Source organism: Bradyrhizobium sp. CCBAU 11386 (assembly GCF_028128955.1).
Lineage (GTDB): Bacteria > Pseudomonadota > Alphaproteobacteria > Rhizobiales > Xanthobacteraceae > Bradyrhizobium.
The window spans coordinates 43,008-60,800 of record NZ_LBKA01000231.1; the positions used below are offsets into that span (position 1 = coordinate 43,008).

The 17,793-nt window shown below is 65.3% G+C and carries 17 protein-coding genes; 12 read left to right on the forward strand and 5 right to left on the reverse strand.

Annotation, left to right across the window (positions count from 1 at the left end; all coding sequences use genetic code 11):
- Positions 1–69: 69 nt before the first annotated feature.
- Together XI09_RS22620 and XI09_RS22625 are read right to left on the reverse strand one after the other, a co-directional pair.
- On the reverse strand, positions 70–1,572 hold the full coding sequence (locus XI09_RS22620; RefSeq protein WP_271568815.1) for a class I adenylate-forming enzyme family protein: 1,503 nt from the start codon (positions 1,570–1,572) through the stop codon (positions 70–72).
- Between the two features lie 4 nt (positions 1,573–1,576).
- On the reverse strand, positions 1,577–3,427 hold the full coding sequence (locus tag XI09_RS22625) for an extracellular solute-binding protein (protein WP_271568816.1): 1,851 nt from the start codon (positions 3,425–3,427) through the stop codon (positions 1,577–1,579).
- A 260-nt stretch (positions 3,428–3,687) separates the two neighbouring features.
- Between XI09_RS22625 and XI09_RS22630 the strand changes: the two genes are divergently transcribed.
- A complete protein-coding gene (locus tag XI09_RS22630; protein WP_271568817.1) occupies positions 3,688–4,503 on the forward strand; it encodes an invasion associated locus B family protein in 816 nt (271 codons plus the stop codon).
- A 77-nt stretch (positions 4,504–4,580) separates the two neighbouring features.
- On the opposite strand, the gene hspQ is transcribed toward XI09_RS22630, so the two are convergent.
- Positions 4,581–4,913 carry a heat shock protein HspQ gene (gene hspQ / locus XI09_RS22635; RefSeq protein ID WP_011087359.1) on the reverse strand — a complete coding sequence of 111 codons (333 nt, stop codon included), beginning with the start codon at positions 4,911–4,913 and terminating at the stop codon, positions 4,581–4,583.
- A 106-nt stretch (positions 4,914–5,019) separates the two neighbouring features.
- On the opposite strand from hspQ, the gene XI09_RS22640 reads away from it, so the two are divergent.
- The gene (locus tag XI09_RS22640; protein WP_271568818.1) at positions 5,020–5,973 is read left to right on the forward strand and encodes an AEC family transporter; all 954 of its coding nucleotides are present in this window, start codon (positions 5,020–5,022) and stop codon (positions 5,971–5,973) included.
- A gap of 65 nt (positions 5,974–6,038) precedes the next feature.
- On the opposite strand, the gene XI09_RS22645 is transcribed toward XI09_RS22640, so the two are convergent.
- Complete coding sequence (locus XI09_RS22645) at positions 6,039–6,929, reverse strand: GntR family transcriptional regulator (protein ID WP_271568819.1); 891 nt, start codon at positions 6,927–6,929, stop codon at positions 6,039–6,041.
- 201 nt (positions 6,930–7,130) lie between these two features.
- Between XI09_RS22645 and XI09_RS22650 the strand changes: the two genes are divergently transcribed.
- From XI09_RS22650 to XI09_RS22680, 7 genes are read left to right on the forward strand one after another with little or no spacing between them, the layout of a single operon-like run.
- Positions 7,131–7,940: an ABC transporter substrate-binding protein gene (locus XI09_RS22650; protein ID WP_271568820.1), complete on the forward strand. Its 810-nt coding sequence runs from the start codon at positions 7,131–7,133 to the stop codon at positions 7,938–7,940.
- A gap of 12 nt (positions 7,941–7,952) precedes the next feature.
- A complete protein-coding gene (locus XI09_RS22655) occupies positions 7,953–8,678 on the forward strand; it encodes an amino acid ABC transporter permease (RefSeq protein WP_271568821.1) in 726 nt (241 codons plus the stop codon).
- Positions 8,679–8,682: 4 nt separating this feature from the next.
- Complete coding sequence (locus XI09_RS22660) at positions 8,683–9,417, forward strand: amino acid ABC transporter ATP-binding protein (RefSeq protein WP_271568822.1); 735 nt, start codon at positions 8,683–8,685, stop codon at positions 9,415–9,417.
- Positions 9,418–9,440: 23 nt separating this feature from the next.
- The gene (locus tag XI09_RS22665; RefSeq protein WP_271568823.1) at positions 9,441–10,598 is read left to right on the forward strand and encodes a M20 family metallopeptidase; all 1,158 of its coding nucleotides are present in this window, start codon (positions 9,441–9,443) and stop codon (positions 10,596–10,598) included.
- Between the two features lie 11 nt (positions 10,599–10,609).
- Positions 10,610–11,710 carry a mandelate racemase/muconate lactonizing enzyme family protein gene (locus XI09_RS22670; RefSeq protein ID WP_271568824.1) on the forward strand — a complete coding sequence of 367 codons (1,101 nt, stop codon included), beginning with the start codon at positions 10,610–10,612 and terminating at the stop codon, positions 11,708–11,710.
- Positions 11,703–12,875: a M24 family metallopeptidase gene (locus tag XI09_RS22675; protein WP_271568825.1), complete on the forward strand. Its 1,173-nt coding sequence runs from the start codon at positions 11,703–11,705 to the stop codon at positions 12,873–12,875. The genes XI09_RS22670 and XI09_RS22675 overlap by 8 nt, the downstream gene beginning before the upstream one ends.
- Before the next feature lie 27 nt (positions 12,876–12,902).
- On the forward strand, positions 12,903–13,826 hold the full coding sequence (locus XI09_RS22680; RefSeq protein ID WP_271568826.1) for a dihydrodipicolinate synthase family protein: 924 nt from the start codon (positions 12,903–12,905) through the stop codon (positions 13,824–13,826).
- Positions 13,827–13,912: 86 nt separating this feature from the next.
- Here XI09_RS22680 and XI09_RS22685 read toward each other — a convergent pair whose 3' ends face one another.
- Positions 13,913–15,097 carry a UbiH/UbiF family hydroxylase gene (locus XI09_RS22685; protein ID WP_271568827.1) on the reverse strand — a complete coding sequence of 395 codons (1,185 nt, stop codon included), beginning with the start codon at positions 15,095–15,097 and terminating at the stop codon, positions 13,913–13,915.
- A gap of 87 nt (positions 15,098–15,184) precedes the next feature.
- Between XI09_RS22685 and pcsA the strand changes: the two genes are divergently transcribed.
- From pcsA to XI09_RS22700, 3 genes are all read left to right on the forward strand, one after another.
- Positions 15,185–15,952 (forward strand): phosphatidylcholine synthase, encoded by a 768-nt coding sequence (pcsA, locus tag XI09_RS22690; protein WP_271568828.1) that lies wholly within the window; start codon positions 15,185–15,187, stop codon positions 15,950–15,952.
- A complete protein-coding gene (locus XI09_RS22695; RefSeq protein WP_271568829.1) occupies positions 15,949–16,674 on the forward strand; it encodes a TerC family protein in 726 nt (241 codons plus the stop codon). Before pcsA ends, XI09_RS22695 begins: the two co-directional genes overlap by 4 nt.
- A 92-nt stretch (positions 16,675–16,766) precedes the next feature.
- Positions 16,767–17,741 carry a quinone oxidoreductase family protein gene (locus tag XI09_RS22700; protein WP_271568830.1) on the forward strand — a complete coding sequence of 325 codons (975 nt, stop codon included), beginning with the start codon at positions 16,767–16,769 and terminating at the stop codon, positions 17,739–17,741.
- Positions 17,742–17,793 lie beyond the last annotated feature (52 nt).

Genomic DNA, 17,793 nt, shown 5'->3' on the forward strand with positions numbered 1-17,793 from the left:
CGCGACAGATGCTGCGCAATCTAGTTTGGCCGCCTTAATGCAGCGTCAACGAATGGGTCGAAAGTTCGCTCAAGCCGGCCCGGAGCGGTCGCGAAAAGCCTCAACCATCAGGGGGTTAAGCCCGAGCTCGTTGAGCGCCTCGCGGGCGCGGGCGTTGTCCTGGGCCCGGCCCGCCAGCCGGTGACCGGAGAGGCGGTCGGGCAGCGCGGTGAGCAGGGCGCCCTGGCCGAGCCGCCGCGCCCATTCCTGGAGGTCGTTGGAGAGGAAGCGGTAGCCGCCGACGGCCATGATGCCGGAGGGCGGCGCGGTGATGCAGATCGCACCGCTTGGACGGTCGAGCCGCGCCGCATAGCCGGTGTCGACATAGTCGCGCGGCGGCTGAGCGATCAGCGTCTCGCCGACCGGCTGCGGCGGGGCGTAGGCCGCGATCGGCACCATTGCTCCGCGCAGGCCGAGCGTGCCCTTCGGCGTCAGCAGGATCTCGCCGGCGATGGAGGAGCCGGACTGTTCGCGCGGGGCGCCGTGCGGGCCCGGCATCACCGCCACCGGCATGCCGTCCTCGCCGCGGCGGGCGCCGAACAATCCGGCCTCGCCGAACAGATAGACGTCGGTGAGCGGCGCATGCGGCGCGATCCAGGCATCGCTTGCCGCCACCTGCTCGGGCGCACGCCACAGGCCGATGACGTTGCGTAAGGTCGGCATCCGCGCAGCCAGGTCGGAATCGCCAAGGCGCAGCGCGAGCTGCGCGGGCGCGATCAGCACCTCGCACTCATGCTCGTTGATCTGCTGCTCCAGCACGTCGTTCTCGAAGGGATGATGCAGCGCCAGCGCGCCGCCCGAGAGCAGCCACACCGCGAGCGAGGAGGCGAGGCCGGCGAACGACATCGGTGTGAACGCCGCCATCACGGTCGCGCCCTGTTTGATGTCGGCCTCCAGCGACATCGCGAGGCCACCGGCGATCAGGCTGAAATGCGGCCGCGGCACCGGGCGGAAGCCTTCCGCCGTGACGTCGAAGGAGATCATCGCCGCCTTGCGGCCGTCCTGGATCACGGCACGCGTGGTGCCGGGCGGGCGGGCCAGCACCTCGTCGAGCGCAGCCATGCCTTCGGGCAGGTCGGTGCCGAAGCCGCAGACATGGCGGATGGAGAACGCCTCGGCCGCAGCGTGCATCGCGAGGTCGGCATAACTGATGCCGTCGACCTTGCTCATGGTGACGATGGCGCGCGCCGCGGTGCGGTTGAGCGCTGCTGTCAGTTCCGCGTGGCGCCAGAGCAGCGGCAGCACGGCGACGACGAGGCCGGCGCGATGGGCGGCGAGCACGGTCAGCACGAACTCGACCGTGTTCGGAAGCTGGATTGCGATGACGGAATTGGCCGGCAGGCCCGATTCGACGAAATAGGCCGACAGCGCCTCGATGGCGGTATCGGCCTCGGCGTAGCTCAGCCGCCGCGGCTGGTGCCCGGTCACGCGCGCCTTGTTGAGGGGGTCGAGCAGCGCGGTCGCGTGCGGCTGCCGCATCAGCGTGCGCTGGAACAGCGTGTCGAGCGTCGGCGATACGGCTGGCTGGTTCACGGCGTCACTTCGCTTGACTGGGCTCACCCTTCGACCACCAGGTCTCCGGCAGGTAGCCGGACAGCGCGGTGGCCTTCGGCCGTTCTATCCGATTCCAGCGCGCGATCCATTGCTCGGATACGTTAAACAGGGGGATTGTGTAGAAGCCCGCGATCAGGGCGCGGTCGAGCGCGCGCACCGACGAGACGAAGGCCGTATGTTCACGGGCCTCCAGCAGGGCGCCGATCATTGCATCGATCGCCGGATCCCTGGCGCCCATGTAGTTGCGGGTGCCCGGATTGTCGGCGGCAGCGCTGCCCCAATAGAAATACTGCTCGTTGCCGGGCGACAGCGACTGGTCCCAGCGGTTCTGGATCATGTCGAACTCGTAAGCGAGCCGGCGCTGGTCGAATTGCACGGGATCGACCGACCGTACCCTCGGCTCGATGCCGGCACGCTTGAGGTCGCGCTGGAAGGCGAGCGCGATGCGTTCCTGGTCGCGGGTCGTGACCAGGATCTCGAACGTGAAGGGCGCCTTGGTCGTGCGGTTGCGCAGGACGGTGCCGTCGAGATCGTAGCCGGCCTCCGACAACAGTTTCAGCGCAGCCCGCAGCGTGGTCCGGTCGCGTCCGGAGCCGTCGGTCACCGGCAGGCGGTAGCTGCCGTCCATGACATCGGGTGGAATTTGTGCGGCGAACGGCTTGAGCAGCTCGCGCTCGCGCGCGTCGGCCGGCTTGCCATAGGCCGACAGCTCCGAGCCGGCGAAATAGCCGGCGACGCGCGAATAGAGCGAGAAGAAGTAGTTGCGGTTGACCAGCTCGAAATCGAACAGCAGCGTCAGCGCCTGGCGCACGCGGATGTCGGCGAACATCGGACGGCGGGTGTTGAAGACCAGGAATTCCGAGGGCTGCGGCACGCCGGGTTTGACCGTGTCGCGGATCACCTCGCCGGTTCTGACGGCCGGAAAATCGTAGCCGTCGTGCCAGCGCAGCGGCTCGTTCTCGACGCGGAAATCGTAGAGGCCGCGCTTGAAGGCCTCAAACTGGCCGTTGGCCTCACGGAAATAGTCGAGCCTGATCTCGTCGAAATTGTAGAGGCCGCGATTGACGGCGAGGTCGCGGCCCCAATAGTCGGGATTGCGCCTGAGCGTCACGCTGGCGCCGGGCTTCACTGCGGCGACGCGATACGGGCCCGAGCCGACCGGCCCCGTCAGCGTCGTCTCCTCGAAGGTCGCGACATCGACCGCGTGCTTCGGCAGGATCGGCATCAGGCCGAGGATCAGCGGCAGTTCCCGGTCATTGGCGCCGGTGAGGTCGAAGCGGACGGTGAGGGGATCGGGCGCCTCGGCCCTGGCGACCTTGGCATAGTACTGCCGAAGGTTCGGGCGGCCGTGGTCGCGCAAGAGCTGCCAGGAGAACAGCACGTCCTCGGCGAGCACCGGCTTGCCGTCGGAGAAGCGGGCGCGGGGATCGAGGCGGAACGTGACATGGCTCCGCTCGTCGTCGGCTTCGACCGATTTGGCGAGCAGGCCGTAGAGCGTGAACGGCTCATCCTGGCCGCGCGCAAGCAGGCTTTCGACCACGTAGCTGCGCATCTGCTGCACGGCCAGTCCCTTCACGATGAAGGGATTGAGGCTGTCGAAGGTGCCGAGCATGCCCCAGGTCAGCCGGCCGCCCTTGGGGGCATCGGGATTGGCGTAGGGCATGTGGGTGAAACCGGCGGGCATCGCCGGCTTGTCGTGCATGGCGATGGCATGGGCCTCCTCGGCCCGTGCGCCTGCCGGCAGCCCCGCAGCGAGGGTCATAACGAGGACCGAGGCGAGGATGATGCAATGGCGGATGCCGGGGCCCTCGAGAAGGCGCTGGAACATGAACATCGGCACACGTTGATTCGAGGACCGGCGGGCCTGAATCCTATCACAGGGAATTTGGTGGGGCGCTGGCGCCAGGGCGGCCAAAGACGGTTGTCGGCATTGATCTTTTCGTCGGCCACGTTAAGAAGGCGGGCAATCGCGCAAGAGCGCCGAGCCCGTCACTTATCCGCCTCAATTGACGGGGAGAGAGCCGCGCCCAAGGCGGCCAGGTTCGGCGCTTCGGAGCGGTTCGGGCACTTCCCGTTCAGAAAGGGTTTTCCGCAATGAATTTTCGTTACTTGGCCGCGTCCGTCCGGCCGCGCGGGCGACTTCTCGCCTTGTTGACGGCGACGGCGTTGGTCGTTCCGTTTGCTGCCGAGGCCCAGACCCCGACGCCGGCTCCCGGCGCGCCCAAGGCGGCTCCGGCCCCGAAGGCCGCTCCGAAGGCTGCCCCCAAGGCTCCCGCGCCGTCGGCGTCGCCGCAGGCCCAGCAGGCCCCGGCGCAGGGCGCGCCGCAGCAGGGCGCAGCCCAGCCGGCTGATCAGCAGATCCAGCTCATCTACGCCCCCTGGACCAAGTTCTGCCTCAAGGGCCAGGACGCCAACGCCAAGCAGGTCTGCTTCACCGGCAAGGACGGCCGCATCGAATCGGGCCAGCCGGTCATCGCCGCCGTGATCATCGAGCCGGAAGGCGAGCCGAAGAAGATCCTGCGCGTAACGCTGCCGCTCGGCATGCAGCTCGTGCACGGCACCCGCATCATCGTGGACAGCAACGCGCCGTTGCAGAGCCCGTACGTGATCTGCTTCCAGAACGGCTGCATGTCGGACTACGAAGCCACGCCCGAGCTCATCGCCAACATGAAGAAGGGCCAGAATCTCGTGGTCCAGGCGATCAACGCCAACGGCGCGCCGCTGACCCTGCCGCTGCCGCTGTCAGGCGAATTCCAGAAGGCCTATGACGGTCCGCCGACCGATCCGAAGGTGTTCGAGGAAACCCAGAAGAAGCTCCAGGAAGAGCTTCAGAAGAAGGCCGACGAGCAGCGCAAGAAGCTCGAGCAGAGCGGCGCTGCGCCCGGTGCGGCTCCGGCCGGCCAGAAATAATCGGGACCAGATCCCGGACATGAAAAAGGCGCTCACTTCGAGCGCCTTTTCTATTGGCCGCATGCCGGCGGCTTGACTCAGTTCAGCGACGGATTGCGCGGGCGGTAACCGCCGCCCTTGTCCTTGATGAAGATCTCGGCGACCTGCGAGTGCCGGATCGGCTCGCCGGACTCGTCGGGCAACAGGTTCTGCTCGGACACATAGGCGACGTATTCCGATTCCGCGTTCTCCGCGAGCAGATGGTAGAACGGCTGGTCCTTGTGGGGCCGCACCTCCTCGGGGATCGACAGCCACCACTCCTCGGTGTTGTTGAATTCCGGATCGATGTCGAAGATCACGCCCCGGAACGAGAAGATCCGGTGGCGAACGACCTGTCCGATCTGGAATTTCGCGGTCCGCGCTTTAATCATTCTCCGTCGATAGACCAGGATTGTGGCCGATGCTAGTGGCCTCACCTGGAATTAATGCTCGCCTAGGGGGCGGATAGCCCTCAAGTCTTCAGAAAAAACCTTAGAAATGGCCGATATCCTCAATCTGGCATTACCTTATTTCGGCTTGATCTTCGTCGGATTTGCCTGCGGCAAGGTCAAGGCGCTGCCGGAAACGGGCCTCGCCTGGATGAACTTCTTCCTGCTCTACGTGTCGCTGCCGGCGCTGCTGTTCGCGATCATGTCGAAGACGCCGTTTGCGGAGCTGAACAACCCGCCGTTCCTGGTGGCGACCACGCTGTCGACGGTTACGGCGTTCGCGCTGGCGCTGGTCGTCGGCAAGGTTCTCGGCCGCCTGACGCTGCGCGAGGCGACGCTGGCAGGGCTCTCCGGCGGTTACGGCAACATCGGCTATATGGGGCCGGGGCTGGCGCTCGCAGTGCTTGGGACGAAGGCGTCGGCGCCGACCGCGCTGATCTTCTGCTGCGACAGCATCTTCCTGTTCACGATCGTGCCGCTCCTGATCGAGCTGTCCGACCGCGATCATCCCTCGATCGTGCACGCCTTCGGCGTGGTGCTGAAGCAGATCGTGCTCAACCCGCTGATCATGTCGGCCTGTTTTGGCGCGGCGGTGGCAGCGCTGCATATCGAGCTGCCGGTCGCGCTCGACCGCACCATCACCTTCCTCCAGAACGCAGCCGCGCCGACCGCGCTGTTCGTGCTCGGCGTGACCGTGGCGCTCCGCCCGTTCGACCGGGTGCCGTGGGAGGTGCCGGGCGTGATCGTGGTGAAGCTCCTGATCCATCCGCTCGCAGCGTTCGGCCTGATGCTGGCGTTCGGCCCGTTCGCGCAGCCCTGGGCCGCGACCGCCGTGCTGATGGCCTCGCTGCCGCCGGCGCTGAACGTGTTCGTGATCGCCCGGCAGAACGGGGCCTGGATCGAATCCGCTTCCGTCGCGGTGCTGCTCGGGACCTTTGCGTCCGTGGTCACGCTGACCAGCGTGATGTGGGCGCTCCAGACCGGCCGGCTGGCGTTTCCATGAGGGAGGCGGCCAGGCTCGCTCAGCGAGAGCTGACGGGCGCCGGATTCAGGAATTCTGCTCTTGCGTCATGGTGCTGCCGTCCGTGCGGCGAGAAAGGCCTGTTCCAGGTGCACACGCATGCGGGTTGACGCCATCTGAGCGTTGCCGTCGGCAATGGCCTCGATGATCGCGAGGTGCTCGCGGCACCATTCGCGGACGCGCCGGCTGTCGAAATAGCTGCCGAACTCGAGCAGGCGCCGCAGCCGGTTCTGGTACTGAATGGCCTGCGCAAAGAAGGCGTTGCCGCAGAACTCGGCGCACATCTCATGGAATGCGGCATCGGTCTCGAACAATTGCGTGCTGGAGATCGAGGCGATGTCGGGATGGGAGGCGAGATACAGATGTTGCAGCCGCATCCGTTCGATCGCGGCGGGGTCCGGCTTGAACGTCGGCAGCAGAAAGCCCGAGGGCTCGAGCGTCAGCCGGAATTCGTAGCTGGCTCTGAGCGAGACAAGTGAATCGAGCGTCGGCAGGAAAGTCCAGCCATGCCCCTGCTTGCGTGCGATCAAGCCGTCTTCGGCGAGCCGCGAAAGGGTGCGCGCCAGCGCCGCCCGGTCGACATTGTACCGCCGCGCGATCTCGCTCTGTGTCACCGAGTTCGGAATGCGATGCTCGAGGCGATCGCGAACGAGCCTCGTGTAAAGCTCCTCGTCAATCGTCGAGGGGACTTCGATCTCGATCCGGTGAAGGGATTCGAACGGCTTTCGCAGGAAGAACCCGTGGTTCTTCCGCGTCTCCACGATGCCGCGTTCGGCCAGGAGGTCGAGCGCGGACCTGATCGGCGTTCGCGAGACGCCGATCAGGTCGGCCAGCTGCTGCTCGCGCAGATGATGGCCGGGCTCAAGCCTGGCATTCCGGATGACATCGAGAATCTGGTTGGCGAGGCGAAAGCGACTTTGTTGCGTTGACCGCGCCATGGAAGGGGCTCTCGAATCCGTCCTAAAGTACAAGTTGTAGCTACTGATACAATAGCCGCAGGCTGCGATCCGCGCCAAAACTCCTGACTGAACTTCCTGACTAAGCCTTGGTCAGGAATTGCCCGCTGAACAGGCTTGACGCTGAAGGCAGCAATGATTGTATAATAATCAACAATAGAACAATCAAGTCAGGAGCCACCGATGTCTCGTTTGCGCCTTGCCTGCGGAGTCCTGTCGCTTGTTCTGTCCGGGCCGTTGACGGCCGCGGATCTGTCTTCGGTCTCGCTGGTCGAGAAAGGCGCGCTGACCTACGGCGTTGCCGGCACTTTCGCGCCGTTCGAATTCCAGAAGGACGGCAAGCTCTCCGGCTTCGACATCGATATGATCGGGCTGCTCGGCAAGAAACTCGGGGCCGAGGCCAAGCCGATGAACATGGAGTTCAAGGGGCTGATCGTCGCGCTGCAGGGCGGCCGCGTCGATCTCATCAACTCGGCCATGTACATCAACGAGCAGCGCGCCGGCCAGGTCGACTTCGTTCCCTATCTCAAGATCGGGACGCTCGTGGTGGTGCAGGCGGACAATCCCGCCAAGATCACCGGTCGCGACGATTCCCTCTGCGGCAAGACCATCGCCGTCACGCTCGGCGGCATTCAGGAAAGCTACGCGCGCCAGGACGACAAGCGCTGCCGCGACAAGGGGCTTGCCGCCATCAACGTGATGACGCTCCCCACAGCGCAGGATTCGGCGCTGACGCTGCGGCAGGGGCGTGCCGATGCCCTGTTCAATTCGACCCCGGGCGTGGTCGAGCTGATGGAGAAGGTGCCGGGCGTCTATGCCGTGGCCGGCCCGGAGTTCGAGGCCAACACACAGATTGGCATGGCGGTGCGCAAGGGCGATGGCGCCATGAAATCGGCGATCGAAGCCGCGCTCAAGGAGATCGTCGCTGACGGCTCCTACAAGAAGCTGATCGAAACCTGGAAGTTTCCCGCCTCGGTAGCGCTGTTCGACTGAAGGAGCCGGCCGATGTCCATCGAGCTCGTCCTGAAATATCTGACCTCGCCGAACTTTTTGCGCGGCGCGGAGATGACGCTGCTGCTCACGCTCGCGTCACTCGTCTTCGGCATCCTGATCGGGCTTGTGCTCGCGCTGATCCAGGAGAGCCAGACGCGGATCGGCGCCGTCGTGACGATCGCCTATCTCTGGCTCTTCCGCGGCACGCCCGTGCTGTTCCAGATCATCTTCATCTACAACGTGCTGCCGTCGTTCGGCATCAGGCTATCGGCGTTCGTATGCGCGGTGCTGGCGCTGTCGCTGAACGAGGGCGCCTATATGGCGGAGATCCTGCGCTCGGGGCTTCAGGCGGTGAAGAAAGGGCAGCGCACGGCCGGTCTCGCGCTCGGCATGACCGGGATGCAGATGATGCGCCATGTCGTGATTCCGCAGGCCGCGCGGATCGTGCTGCCGCCGATCGGCAACCAGATGATCGGCATGCTGAAGCTCAGCGCGCTCGTCTCCGTGATCGCCGTGGAGGAGCTGCTGCTGGTCGCGAACCAGGCGGCGAGCGCCGACTTCCGCTACTTCGAGGCGCTGACCGCGGCTGGCATCTACTATCTCGCGATGACCACGATCTTCATGGGTCTGCAGATCCTCATGGAGATCGCCCTCGATCCGAAGAAACGGCGGGGCATGCGACGGCTTTCGTTGACCGAACGGATGCTTGGCACATCGAAGATCGTGGCGGTGCGGTAGCGACATGCAGCACCTCCTCGAGATCATCGGCGTCAGCAAGAGCTTCGGCGCGACGCAGGTGCTGAAGACGTGCACGCTGGCAGTCGAGCCCTCCGAGACGGTTGTCGTGATCGGTCCGTCGGGCTCCGGCAAATCGACGCTGCTGCGCTGCGTCAACCTGCTGGAGACGGTCGACAGCGGCGACATCTTCTTCGAAGGCGAGAACGTCACGCGCGCCCGGCGTACGGCTTATCTGCTGCGCCGGCAGATAGGCATGGTGTTCCAGAACTTCGAATTGTTTGCCCATCTCTCGGCCGTCGAGAACGTCATGCTGGCACCGGTGAAGATTCTCGGGATCAGCCGTGCCGACGCCCACGACATCGCGACCGAGCTTCTGCGCAAGGTGCAGATCCCCGAGAAGGCGGACGCGTTTCCGGACGAACTGTCCGGCGGCCAGCAGCAGCGCGTCGCCATCGCGCGTGCGCTCGCGATGCGGCCCAAGCTGATGCTGTACGATGAGCCGACCTCCGCGCTCGATCCGGAAATGATCCGTGAGGTGATTGACGTCATGGCAACGCTCAGCGCCGAAGGCATGACCAGCATCGTGGTCACCCATGAGATGGGATTCGCCCGGCGAGCGGCCGACAGGATCGTGTTCATGGAGCACGGTGAGATCATCGAGAGCGCGCCGAGCGACCGGTTCTTCGGCGGCACGGTCAACGACCGCACGCAGCGCTTTCTCGATCAGATCCTCCACTGACTCCCGATATCCGGAACCCTTTGATGTCCAGCTCTCCCGACGTCGCACGCATGAAGCACGAGCTCGCAAGGCTCATTGCGATCGATACGCAGAATCCTCCCGGTCACGAGGCGCCTGCGGCGGAATATCTGCGTGAGCTGCTGGTCGGTGGTGGCTTCGGCGTCACGGTGCAGGAGTACAAGCCGGGACGGGTCAACGTTATCGCGCGGCTTGAGAATGGCGCAGGCCCGGTCTTCGCGTTCAATACCCATATGGACGTCGTGCCCGCAGGCGAGGGCTGGTCCTCCGATCCCTTTGGCCTGACCGAGAAGGACGGACGGCTCTACGGCCGCGGCGCCTGCGACTGCAAGGGGCCATTGGCCGCCATGCTGGAGGCCATGCGCATGCTGGCGGGCGATCGCACGGCCTGGTCGGGCACGCTGCTTGGCGTCTTCGTGGCCGATGAGGAGATCGCCAGCGAGGGCGCCAGGTACTACGCCGCCGGCCATCCCAGGATCGATGCTGCCGTGGTCGGCGAGCCGACATCGAATGCGGTCTTTTCCGCGCACAAGGGCAGCCTGCGGCCAATCGTGCGGGTCTACGGCGTGTCGGCACATTCCGGAACGCCGCACCTTGGCGAGAACGCAATCTACCGGGCCGCCGAATTGCTGGGGCTTGTCGCCGAACATCACGACAAGGTCATCCGTCACCGCACGCATCCACTGGTCGGAGCGGCCAGCCTCACGGTCACGCGGATCAATGGCGGCCACGCCGACAATGTTCTGCCCGGCGCCTGCGATCTGCTGCTCGATCGCCGGATGGTGCCGGGCGAGGACGAGGAGACGGTCAAGCGCGAGATCGGCGAGATCCTCGTGATCGCGCGCGAGCGTTTCGGCCTGCGCGCCGAAGTCGTCGACTACAAGGCGACCACGGGCGGAGCAACGGAAACCGCGCCGGACAGTCCGATCGTGAGTGCGAGCCTTGCCGCGAGCCGGGCCCATGGTGTGGCCAAGCCGGGCCCGTTCGGCTTCCAGGGCGCCTGCGATCTCGTGCATTTCCGCAGCATCGGTGCGCAGGGGACCGTGATCGGCCCGGGCGATCTCGCGGTCGCCCACAAGCCCGACGAGTTCGTGCCCGTCGATGAATTCATCACCGCCAGCCTGATCTATCGTGACGTGGCGAAAGCCATGCTGCGCAACTAGGATCCGCACATTTGCGCGTTTCACTGCACTTGGCCGATCTGCACTATGGCGGCGGGCTCGTCCTGCACACCGCCTCGTCAGGCAGCATTCCCTCGCTGAAGGAAGTCTACCTGCGGCTCGACGACGGCGAGACGGTCGGCGTCGGCGAGGTGAGGGCCAACATCGCCTACCTCAACGGCTACGACGAAGGCACCGTCGTGGAGTCCGCTATCGCCGCAATTCGCGAGGTCGACTGGCGGCGCGATCCGCTCGATCTGATCGCGATGATGACGCTTTGGGAGACGCCGTATATCGCGCCGGTCCGTACGTTGATCGATTGCGCGTTGCATGATCTCGTCGCGCGTCGGGCGAACAAGACTGTTGCCGCCTGGCTCGGCGCCCCGGGGCAGGATGTGGCCTGCAAGACGAACCAGACCCTGTTCTGGTCTTCCGACCAGGATTTTCTCGCGCAGGCGCAGGCTTATGTCGACCGCGGCTATACGGATCTCAAGGTGCGCATCGCGGTCGGGGAGTTTGCCGAGGATCTGCGTCGCATCGCGGCGCTGCGGGAGCGTTTTGGCGGACGGGTGAAGATTGCAGCCGATGCCAACGGGCGATGGAGCGCCGACGAGGCGCTGGCAAGGCTTGACGCGCTTGCCGCCTACGATCTCGTCTATGTCGAGCAGCCGGTGCCGGCCGGCGATTGGGCGGGCATCGATGAACTCGCGCGGCGAAGCCCGATTGCGGTGATGCTCGACGAGAGCATCGCCACGATCGGCGATGTCACACGGATATGTGCCTATGAGGGGCGGGTGTTTGCGCACCTCAAGCTGGTGAAGCTCGGCGGCATTGCGCCGACCGTCGCGGCGGCGCGGAAGCTGTCGGAGGCCGGCGTGCCCTTCATGATCGGCCAGATGAACGAAGGAGCCGCGGCCACCGCGGCGGCACTGCACGTCGCCTGCGCGACCATGCCTGAATTCGCCGAGCTCTACGGGGCCGACGGGCTGCTCGATGATCCGGCCTCGGGCATCTCCTACACCGCGGGAACGGTCCATGCAGAAGGCGCCCTTGGCCTCGGGGTCAGGTTCGACGCTGCCACCACCAAGCTTATCGGAGACGAGAGATATGACTAGCGCGAGCGTGCAGCAGGGATCTGAATCAGCCTTCCCGAAACAGGAATATGACGGACGGGTCGCACGTGCACGCGCGCTCCTCGCCAAGGCCGGCATCGACGTCATGGTTGTCACCGGACCGGAGAACATCTTCTACCTCACCGGTCAGCAGACACCGGGCTATTACACGTTCCAGGCGCTGGTCCTGCCGGTCGAAGGTGAGCCGGCCTTCGTCATCCGTCAGCTCGAATATTTCAACTTCATCGCGAACACGTTCATTGCCGATGCGGAGGTTTACCAGGACGGCGACCAGCCGGTGAATTTCCTGGTGAACGTCATCAAGGCGCGCGGCTGGGCCGCCAAACGCATTGCGATCGACAAGCGCGGCTGGTTCCTGCCGGTCGCGACTTACGAGGCGCTCCAGGACAAGCTTGGGAAGCTCCACGACGGGGCTGGCATCATCGAGCAGCTCCGTATCGTGAAGTCGGCGGCCGAGCTGGAGAAGATCGCAACGGCCGCTTCCTATGTCGAAGCCGGCATGCGCGCAGGACTTGCCGCGGTGAAGCGCGGCGCGAGCGAAAACGACCTGGTCTCCGCGATGGTGGGAACGTCGATCGCGGCGGGCTCTGAATATGTCGGCATGGAGCCGCTGGTCTCCGTCGGCCGCCGCAGCGGTGTGCCGCATGGCACCTGGCGGCGTGGACGGATCGGAGCCGACGATCCTGCGTTTCTGGAAATGGCGGCCAGCCATGATCGCTATCACGCGGCGCTGATGCGTAGCGCCTGGATTGGTGCCATGCCGCAGCGCGCGATCGACATGGAGAAGACCTGTCAGGACGGACTTTCCGCGGCGCTCGAGGCGATCAAGCCGGGCGCGCCCTGCGAGGCGCCACACCTGGCCTGTCAGCGGATCATCGATCGCGCCGGCTATACCGACAACTTCAAGAAGCGGGTCGGCTACAGCATCGGCATCGCCTTTGCGCCCGATTGGGGCGAGGGAGGCGTGCTCAGCCTGTACACGGGAGTGACCACCGAATTGCGCCCGGGCATGACGTTCCATCTCCCGGTCGCGATGCGGGATTTCGGCCAATTCACCGTCGGCGTCAGCGAGACCGTCATCGTTACCGAAACCGGCTGCCGGCCGCTCAGCACCATCGATCGCTCCATCCTGCGCGTCGCGGGCTGACGTCAACTTGAGCCGAGGACAGACATCATGAAGGACATCACTGAATGCCACGCGCGACTGCGTGGGCTCTTCAATATCACGGTTACGCCGTTCAGGGTCGACGGAGCCTTCGACCATGCGGGCCTGGCGCGCAATATCGAGCGGGTCATCGGTCTCGGCTTTGACGGCATCCTCATTGGCGGCACCTATGGCGAGTTTCCGGCCATGTCGACCGAGGAGCGGGCTGCTCTATTCCGGCGCGTCATGGATATCGTCGGCGATCGCGTTCCGGTGATGCTGTGCACCGCCGATTCCGATGTTCGCGTGGTTCGCAAACTGACGACGCTTGCCGCAGATCTCGGCGGCTTGCCGATGGTGACGCCGCCTTACGTCTCGGAAGTCACCGATGCTCAGATCGTGACGTTCTTTCGAGACATGGTTCCGCTCTCTCGGACCGGCGTGCTCGTCTACAATGCGCCAGGCATCGGCATCACATTGTCGCCGTCGACGCTGGAGCAGCTTGCGGACATTCCGGGCGTGGTCGGTGTGAAGCAGGGCGACCTCTCGCCGACGGCCATCGATCAGATCGCAAATCGGCTGTTCGGACGCATTCGGTTGTTCTGTGCTTCGGACCTCGCATTCCTCGGACCCGTGATGTGCGGCTTCGACGGCGTCAGCTCGACCAACAGCTGCGCCTTGCCCGAGCTCATTCTCGCGACCTATCGGGCGTTGGAAGCCGGCGACGCGACGACGGCGCGAAACCTTCACCGGCTGTGGTATCCGCTCCGCGCGTTGGCGCGCGAGTTTGGGCAGCCCCAGACGACGAAGGCCGCGATGAATTTGCGCGGCTTCAGCGGCGGCTCGGTACGTCCGCCGCTGCGCGACCTCGAGGTCGGCAAGGTCGCGGCGGTTGCCGAGGCACTCCAGAAGCTCGCTACGGATCGGCGCAGCTGCGTCGATCTCGCGGCCTGATGGCGGTGGAAATTCGAAAAATGTTGTCAAAACATAAGCTTAGGGCGGCGATCCGATATTCTGGTCGCGCCCCGGGTTCCACCAAGCTACCGCCGCCAGGTCGGCGTCAGCCCCTCCCGCATGGCAAAACGCCGGAGCGGGCCGATGGCGCCGAGCAGGTGCATGCCGACGGCGCGGACCGGCTGGAGCGGCAGGAAATCGTTGAGCAAGGAGCGGTTGGCGATGTCGATCGCAAAGGTCCGGCTCAGGATGTCCGGGCGCCGCGCCCGGTCGTAGCGCTGGAGCACGTCGGCTGCGCCGGGATCCTGGCCCGATGCGATGGCCTCGCCCGCGAGCCTGGCAATGTCGGCGGCATCGCGCAGGCCAAGGTTGAGGCCCTGGGCGCCGATCGGGGGGACGACATGGGCGGCCTCGCCGACCAGCGCGATGCGGTCGCGGCCGAAGGATTTGGGACGTTCGATCGCCAGCGGGAACAGGTTGCGTCCGGGCTCGACGGTCATGCGTCCCAGAATGGAGTGCGACTGCTTCTCGATCGCGTCGGACAGCTCCTCGTCGCTTAAGCCGCGAAGCCGTTCAGCTTCCGCCGGAGCTGCGACCCAGACGATGCTGGAGCGGTTGCCGGGCAGGGGCACGAACACGCAGGGCCCGTGCGGCGTGTGGAACTCGGTCGAGACATTGCGATGCGGCCGCGCATGGCCGACGTTGAAGGTGAGTGCGGTCTGCGTCAGCTCGCGCCGCGTCACCTCGATGCCGGCAGCCTCCCGGCACAGCGAATGCCGGCCGTCGGCGCCAACCACGAGCCGGGCCGTGAGGAATTGTGCGGAGGTCGTGCGGATCGCGACGTCGTCGGCCTCGACGAGGACGCTTTCGGCCTCGTCGTCGAAACGGACGATCCCGGGCAGCTCGGCCGCGCGCTCTTCCAGCGCCAGCATCAGCGAGCGGTTGTCGATGTTGTAGCCGAAGGCGTCGAGCCCGATCTCGTGACAGGAGAAGCGGACCTCCGGCGCCCGGAACAGCCGGCCGGTGTCGTCGACGAGCCGCATGATTTCGAGCGCGGCCGCCTTGTCCTTGCAGCGCGGCCAGACGTCGAGGCTCTCCAAAAGCTCGATCGAGGCACCGAGCAGCGCGGTGGTGCGATTGTCGGCATAGGGCACGCGGCGCGCCACCAGTGCGGTCCGTGCACCTGCCTGCGCCAGGGCGACGGCCGCCGCCAGGCCAGCCGGTCCGCCGCCGATCACGGCTGCGTCAAAGAGTGTCGATGCGTCTGTCATGGAACGACATTTGACACGCCCCGCGGCAAATTCAAGCCCACCTATTTTTCCCTGATTTTATGGCGAATTGTGCGACCGGGCGCCACAATGGCTTATGTGCAAACCAGTCTCATTCTGATAGCAGAAGCCATGGATACCCAGCAGGATTCCCTGAAGCCGAGACCGGCGATCCGCGCCGCAGCCTTCTCGGTGCACATCTTCACCGCCTTCGGCGCGGCCATCGCGCTGTTGGCGATGCTGGAGGCCGTGCGCGAGCACTGGGCGGCGATGTTTCAATGGCTGGGCGTCGCGCTGGTCATCGACGCGATCGATGGTCCGATCGCGCGCCGGCTCGACGTCAAGAACGTGCAGCCGAACTGGTCGGGCGACGTGCTCGATCTCGTGGTCGACTTCGTCACCTATGTGTTCGTGCCGGCCTACGCGATCGTGGCGAGCGGGCTGCTGCTGCCGGTCGCGGCGCCCTTGCTCGGCGTCGCCATCATCGTCACCAGCGCATTATATTTCGCCGATCTGCGCATGAAGGCCGACGACAATCATTTCCGCGGCTTCCCGGCGCTGTGGAACGCGGCGGCGTTCTACCTGTTCCTGCTGCACTGGCCCCCGCTGTGGTCGACGCTGCTGGTCGCGGCCCTCGTGGTGCTGACCTTCGTGCCGTTCCACGTGCTGCATCCGGTCCGCGTCGTGCGGTTGCGCTGGCTGACGATGTCGCTGATCGCGATCTGGGCGGTGCTCTCCCTCTACACGCTGGACATGGACTTTCACGTCGGCACCGGCGTGACGCTCGCCCTGTGCGGGATCGCGCTCTGGATCAGCTTCAGCGACGCATTGATCCGCCTGGCAAAGTCCTTCGCATGATGCATCTGCTGACCAGCCCCGAAGCCTGGGCCGCGCTGCTCACCTTGACGTCGCTCGAGATCGTGCTCGGCATCGACAACGTCATCTTCCTGTCGGTGATCGTCTCGCGCATCCCCGAGAAGCAGGCGCACCGCGCCCGCCAGATCGGGCTCGCGCTGGCGCTGGTCTTCCGCATCATCCTGCTCAGCGTCCTGGTCTGGCTGATCGGCCTGACGGCGCCGGTATTCTCGATGAAGGGTTATGACTTCTCCTGGCGCGACCTCATCCTGATCGGCGGCGGCCTGTTCCTGATCGCGAAGACGACGCACGAGATCCACACCGAGGTCGAAGCCGATGACGGCGAGGGCGATCAGGCCTCCGGCCGCAACGCCTTCTTCTGGGTGATCGTCCAGATCATCGTGATCGACATTGTGTTCTCGCTAGACTCGATCATCACCGCAATCGGCATGGCGCAGGACATCGAGATCATGATCGCGGCCGTCGTGATCGCCTGCCTGATCATGTACCTTTCGTCGGGGCCGGTGTCGCGATTCGTCGCGGAGCATCCGACCACGAAAATGCTGGCGCTGGCCTTCCTGGTGCTGATCGGCGTTGCGCTGGTTGCGGACGGATTCCAATTCCACATCCCGCGCGGCTACATCTATTTCGCAATTGCGTTCTCGGCGGCGGTGGAGTTCTTCAACGTGCTGGCCAAGCGCAACCGCAGGAAGGCCGGCAAATAGTCGCGTTTGGTCCGTTCCATTCCGCGTCGAGTTGACAAGGTGGTCGTGATGTCTTTGGCTTGCCGCCACGACGACCGAGAGGAGGTCAGTCAATGACCAAAGCCGTCCGTGTGCACAAGGTCGGAGGCCCCGAAGCCCTGGTCTACGAGAGCGTCGACGTGCCGGCGCCCGGCCCCGGCGAGGTGCGCATCCGCCAGCATGCGGTGGGCCTGAACTTCATCGACGTCTACTATCGCACCGGCCTCTACAAGGCGCCGGGGCTGCCTTTCATCGCCGGCAACGAGGCCTCGGGCGAGGTCATCACGGTCGGACCGGGCGTCACGAATTTCCATCCCGGCGACCGCGTCGCCTACTACCACAATCTCGGCGCCTATACCGGCGAGCGCAACATCCCCTGGGAGAAGCTGGTCAAGCTGCCCGACCACATCACCCACGAGCAGGGCGCCGTGCTGATGCTGAAGGGGCTCACGGTCTGGTATCTGCTGCACAAGACCTTCAAGGTCGAGCCGCATCATCGCGTGCTGATCCATGCCGCCGCCGGCGGCATCGGCCTGCTCGCCTGCCAATGGGCGAGTGCGCTCGGCGCGCACGTCATCGGTACGGTCGGCTCGCGCGAGAAGGCCGAGCTTGCGGAAGCCAACGGCTGCGACCACGTCATCCTCTACAACGAGGAGGACTTCGTCGCGCGCGTGAAGCAGATCAGCCGCAACGAGGGCTGCGACGTCGTCTATGACGGCGTCGGCAAGGCGACCTTCCCGGGCTCGCTGTCCTGCCTGAAGCCGCGCGGCATGTTCGTCTCGTTCGGCAATGCCTCGGGTCCCGTGCCGCCGTTCCCGATCGCCGAGCTCAACAACCACGGCTCGCTGTTCGCGACGCGGCCGAAGCTCAACGATTACGTCGGCACCCGCAAGGAGTTGCTGGAAGGCGCCGACACGCTGTTCGCCGCCGTCATCAACGGCAAGCTGCACGTGCCGATCAACCACGCCTACGCGCTGAAGGACGCCGCCAAGGCGCATATCGATCTCGAGAGCCGCAAGACCACCGGCGCGTCGATTTTGAAGCCGTAGGAACTGGTCCCACCGAAGTCGTCATGCCCGGGCTTGTCCCGGGCATCCACGT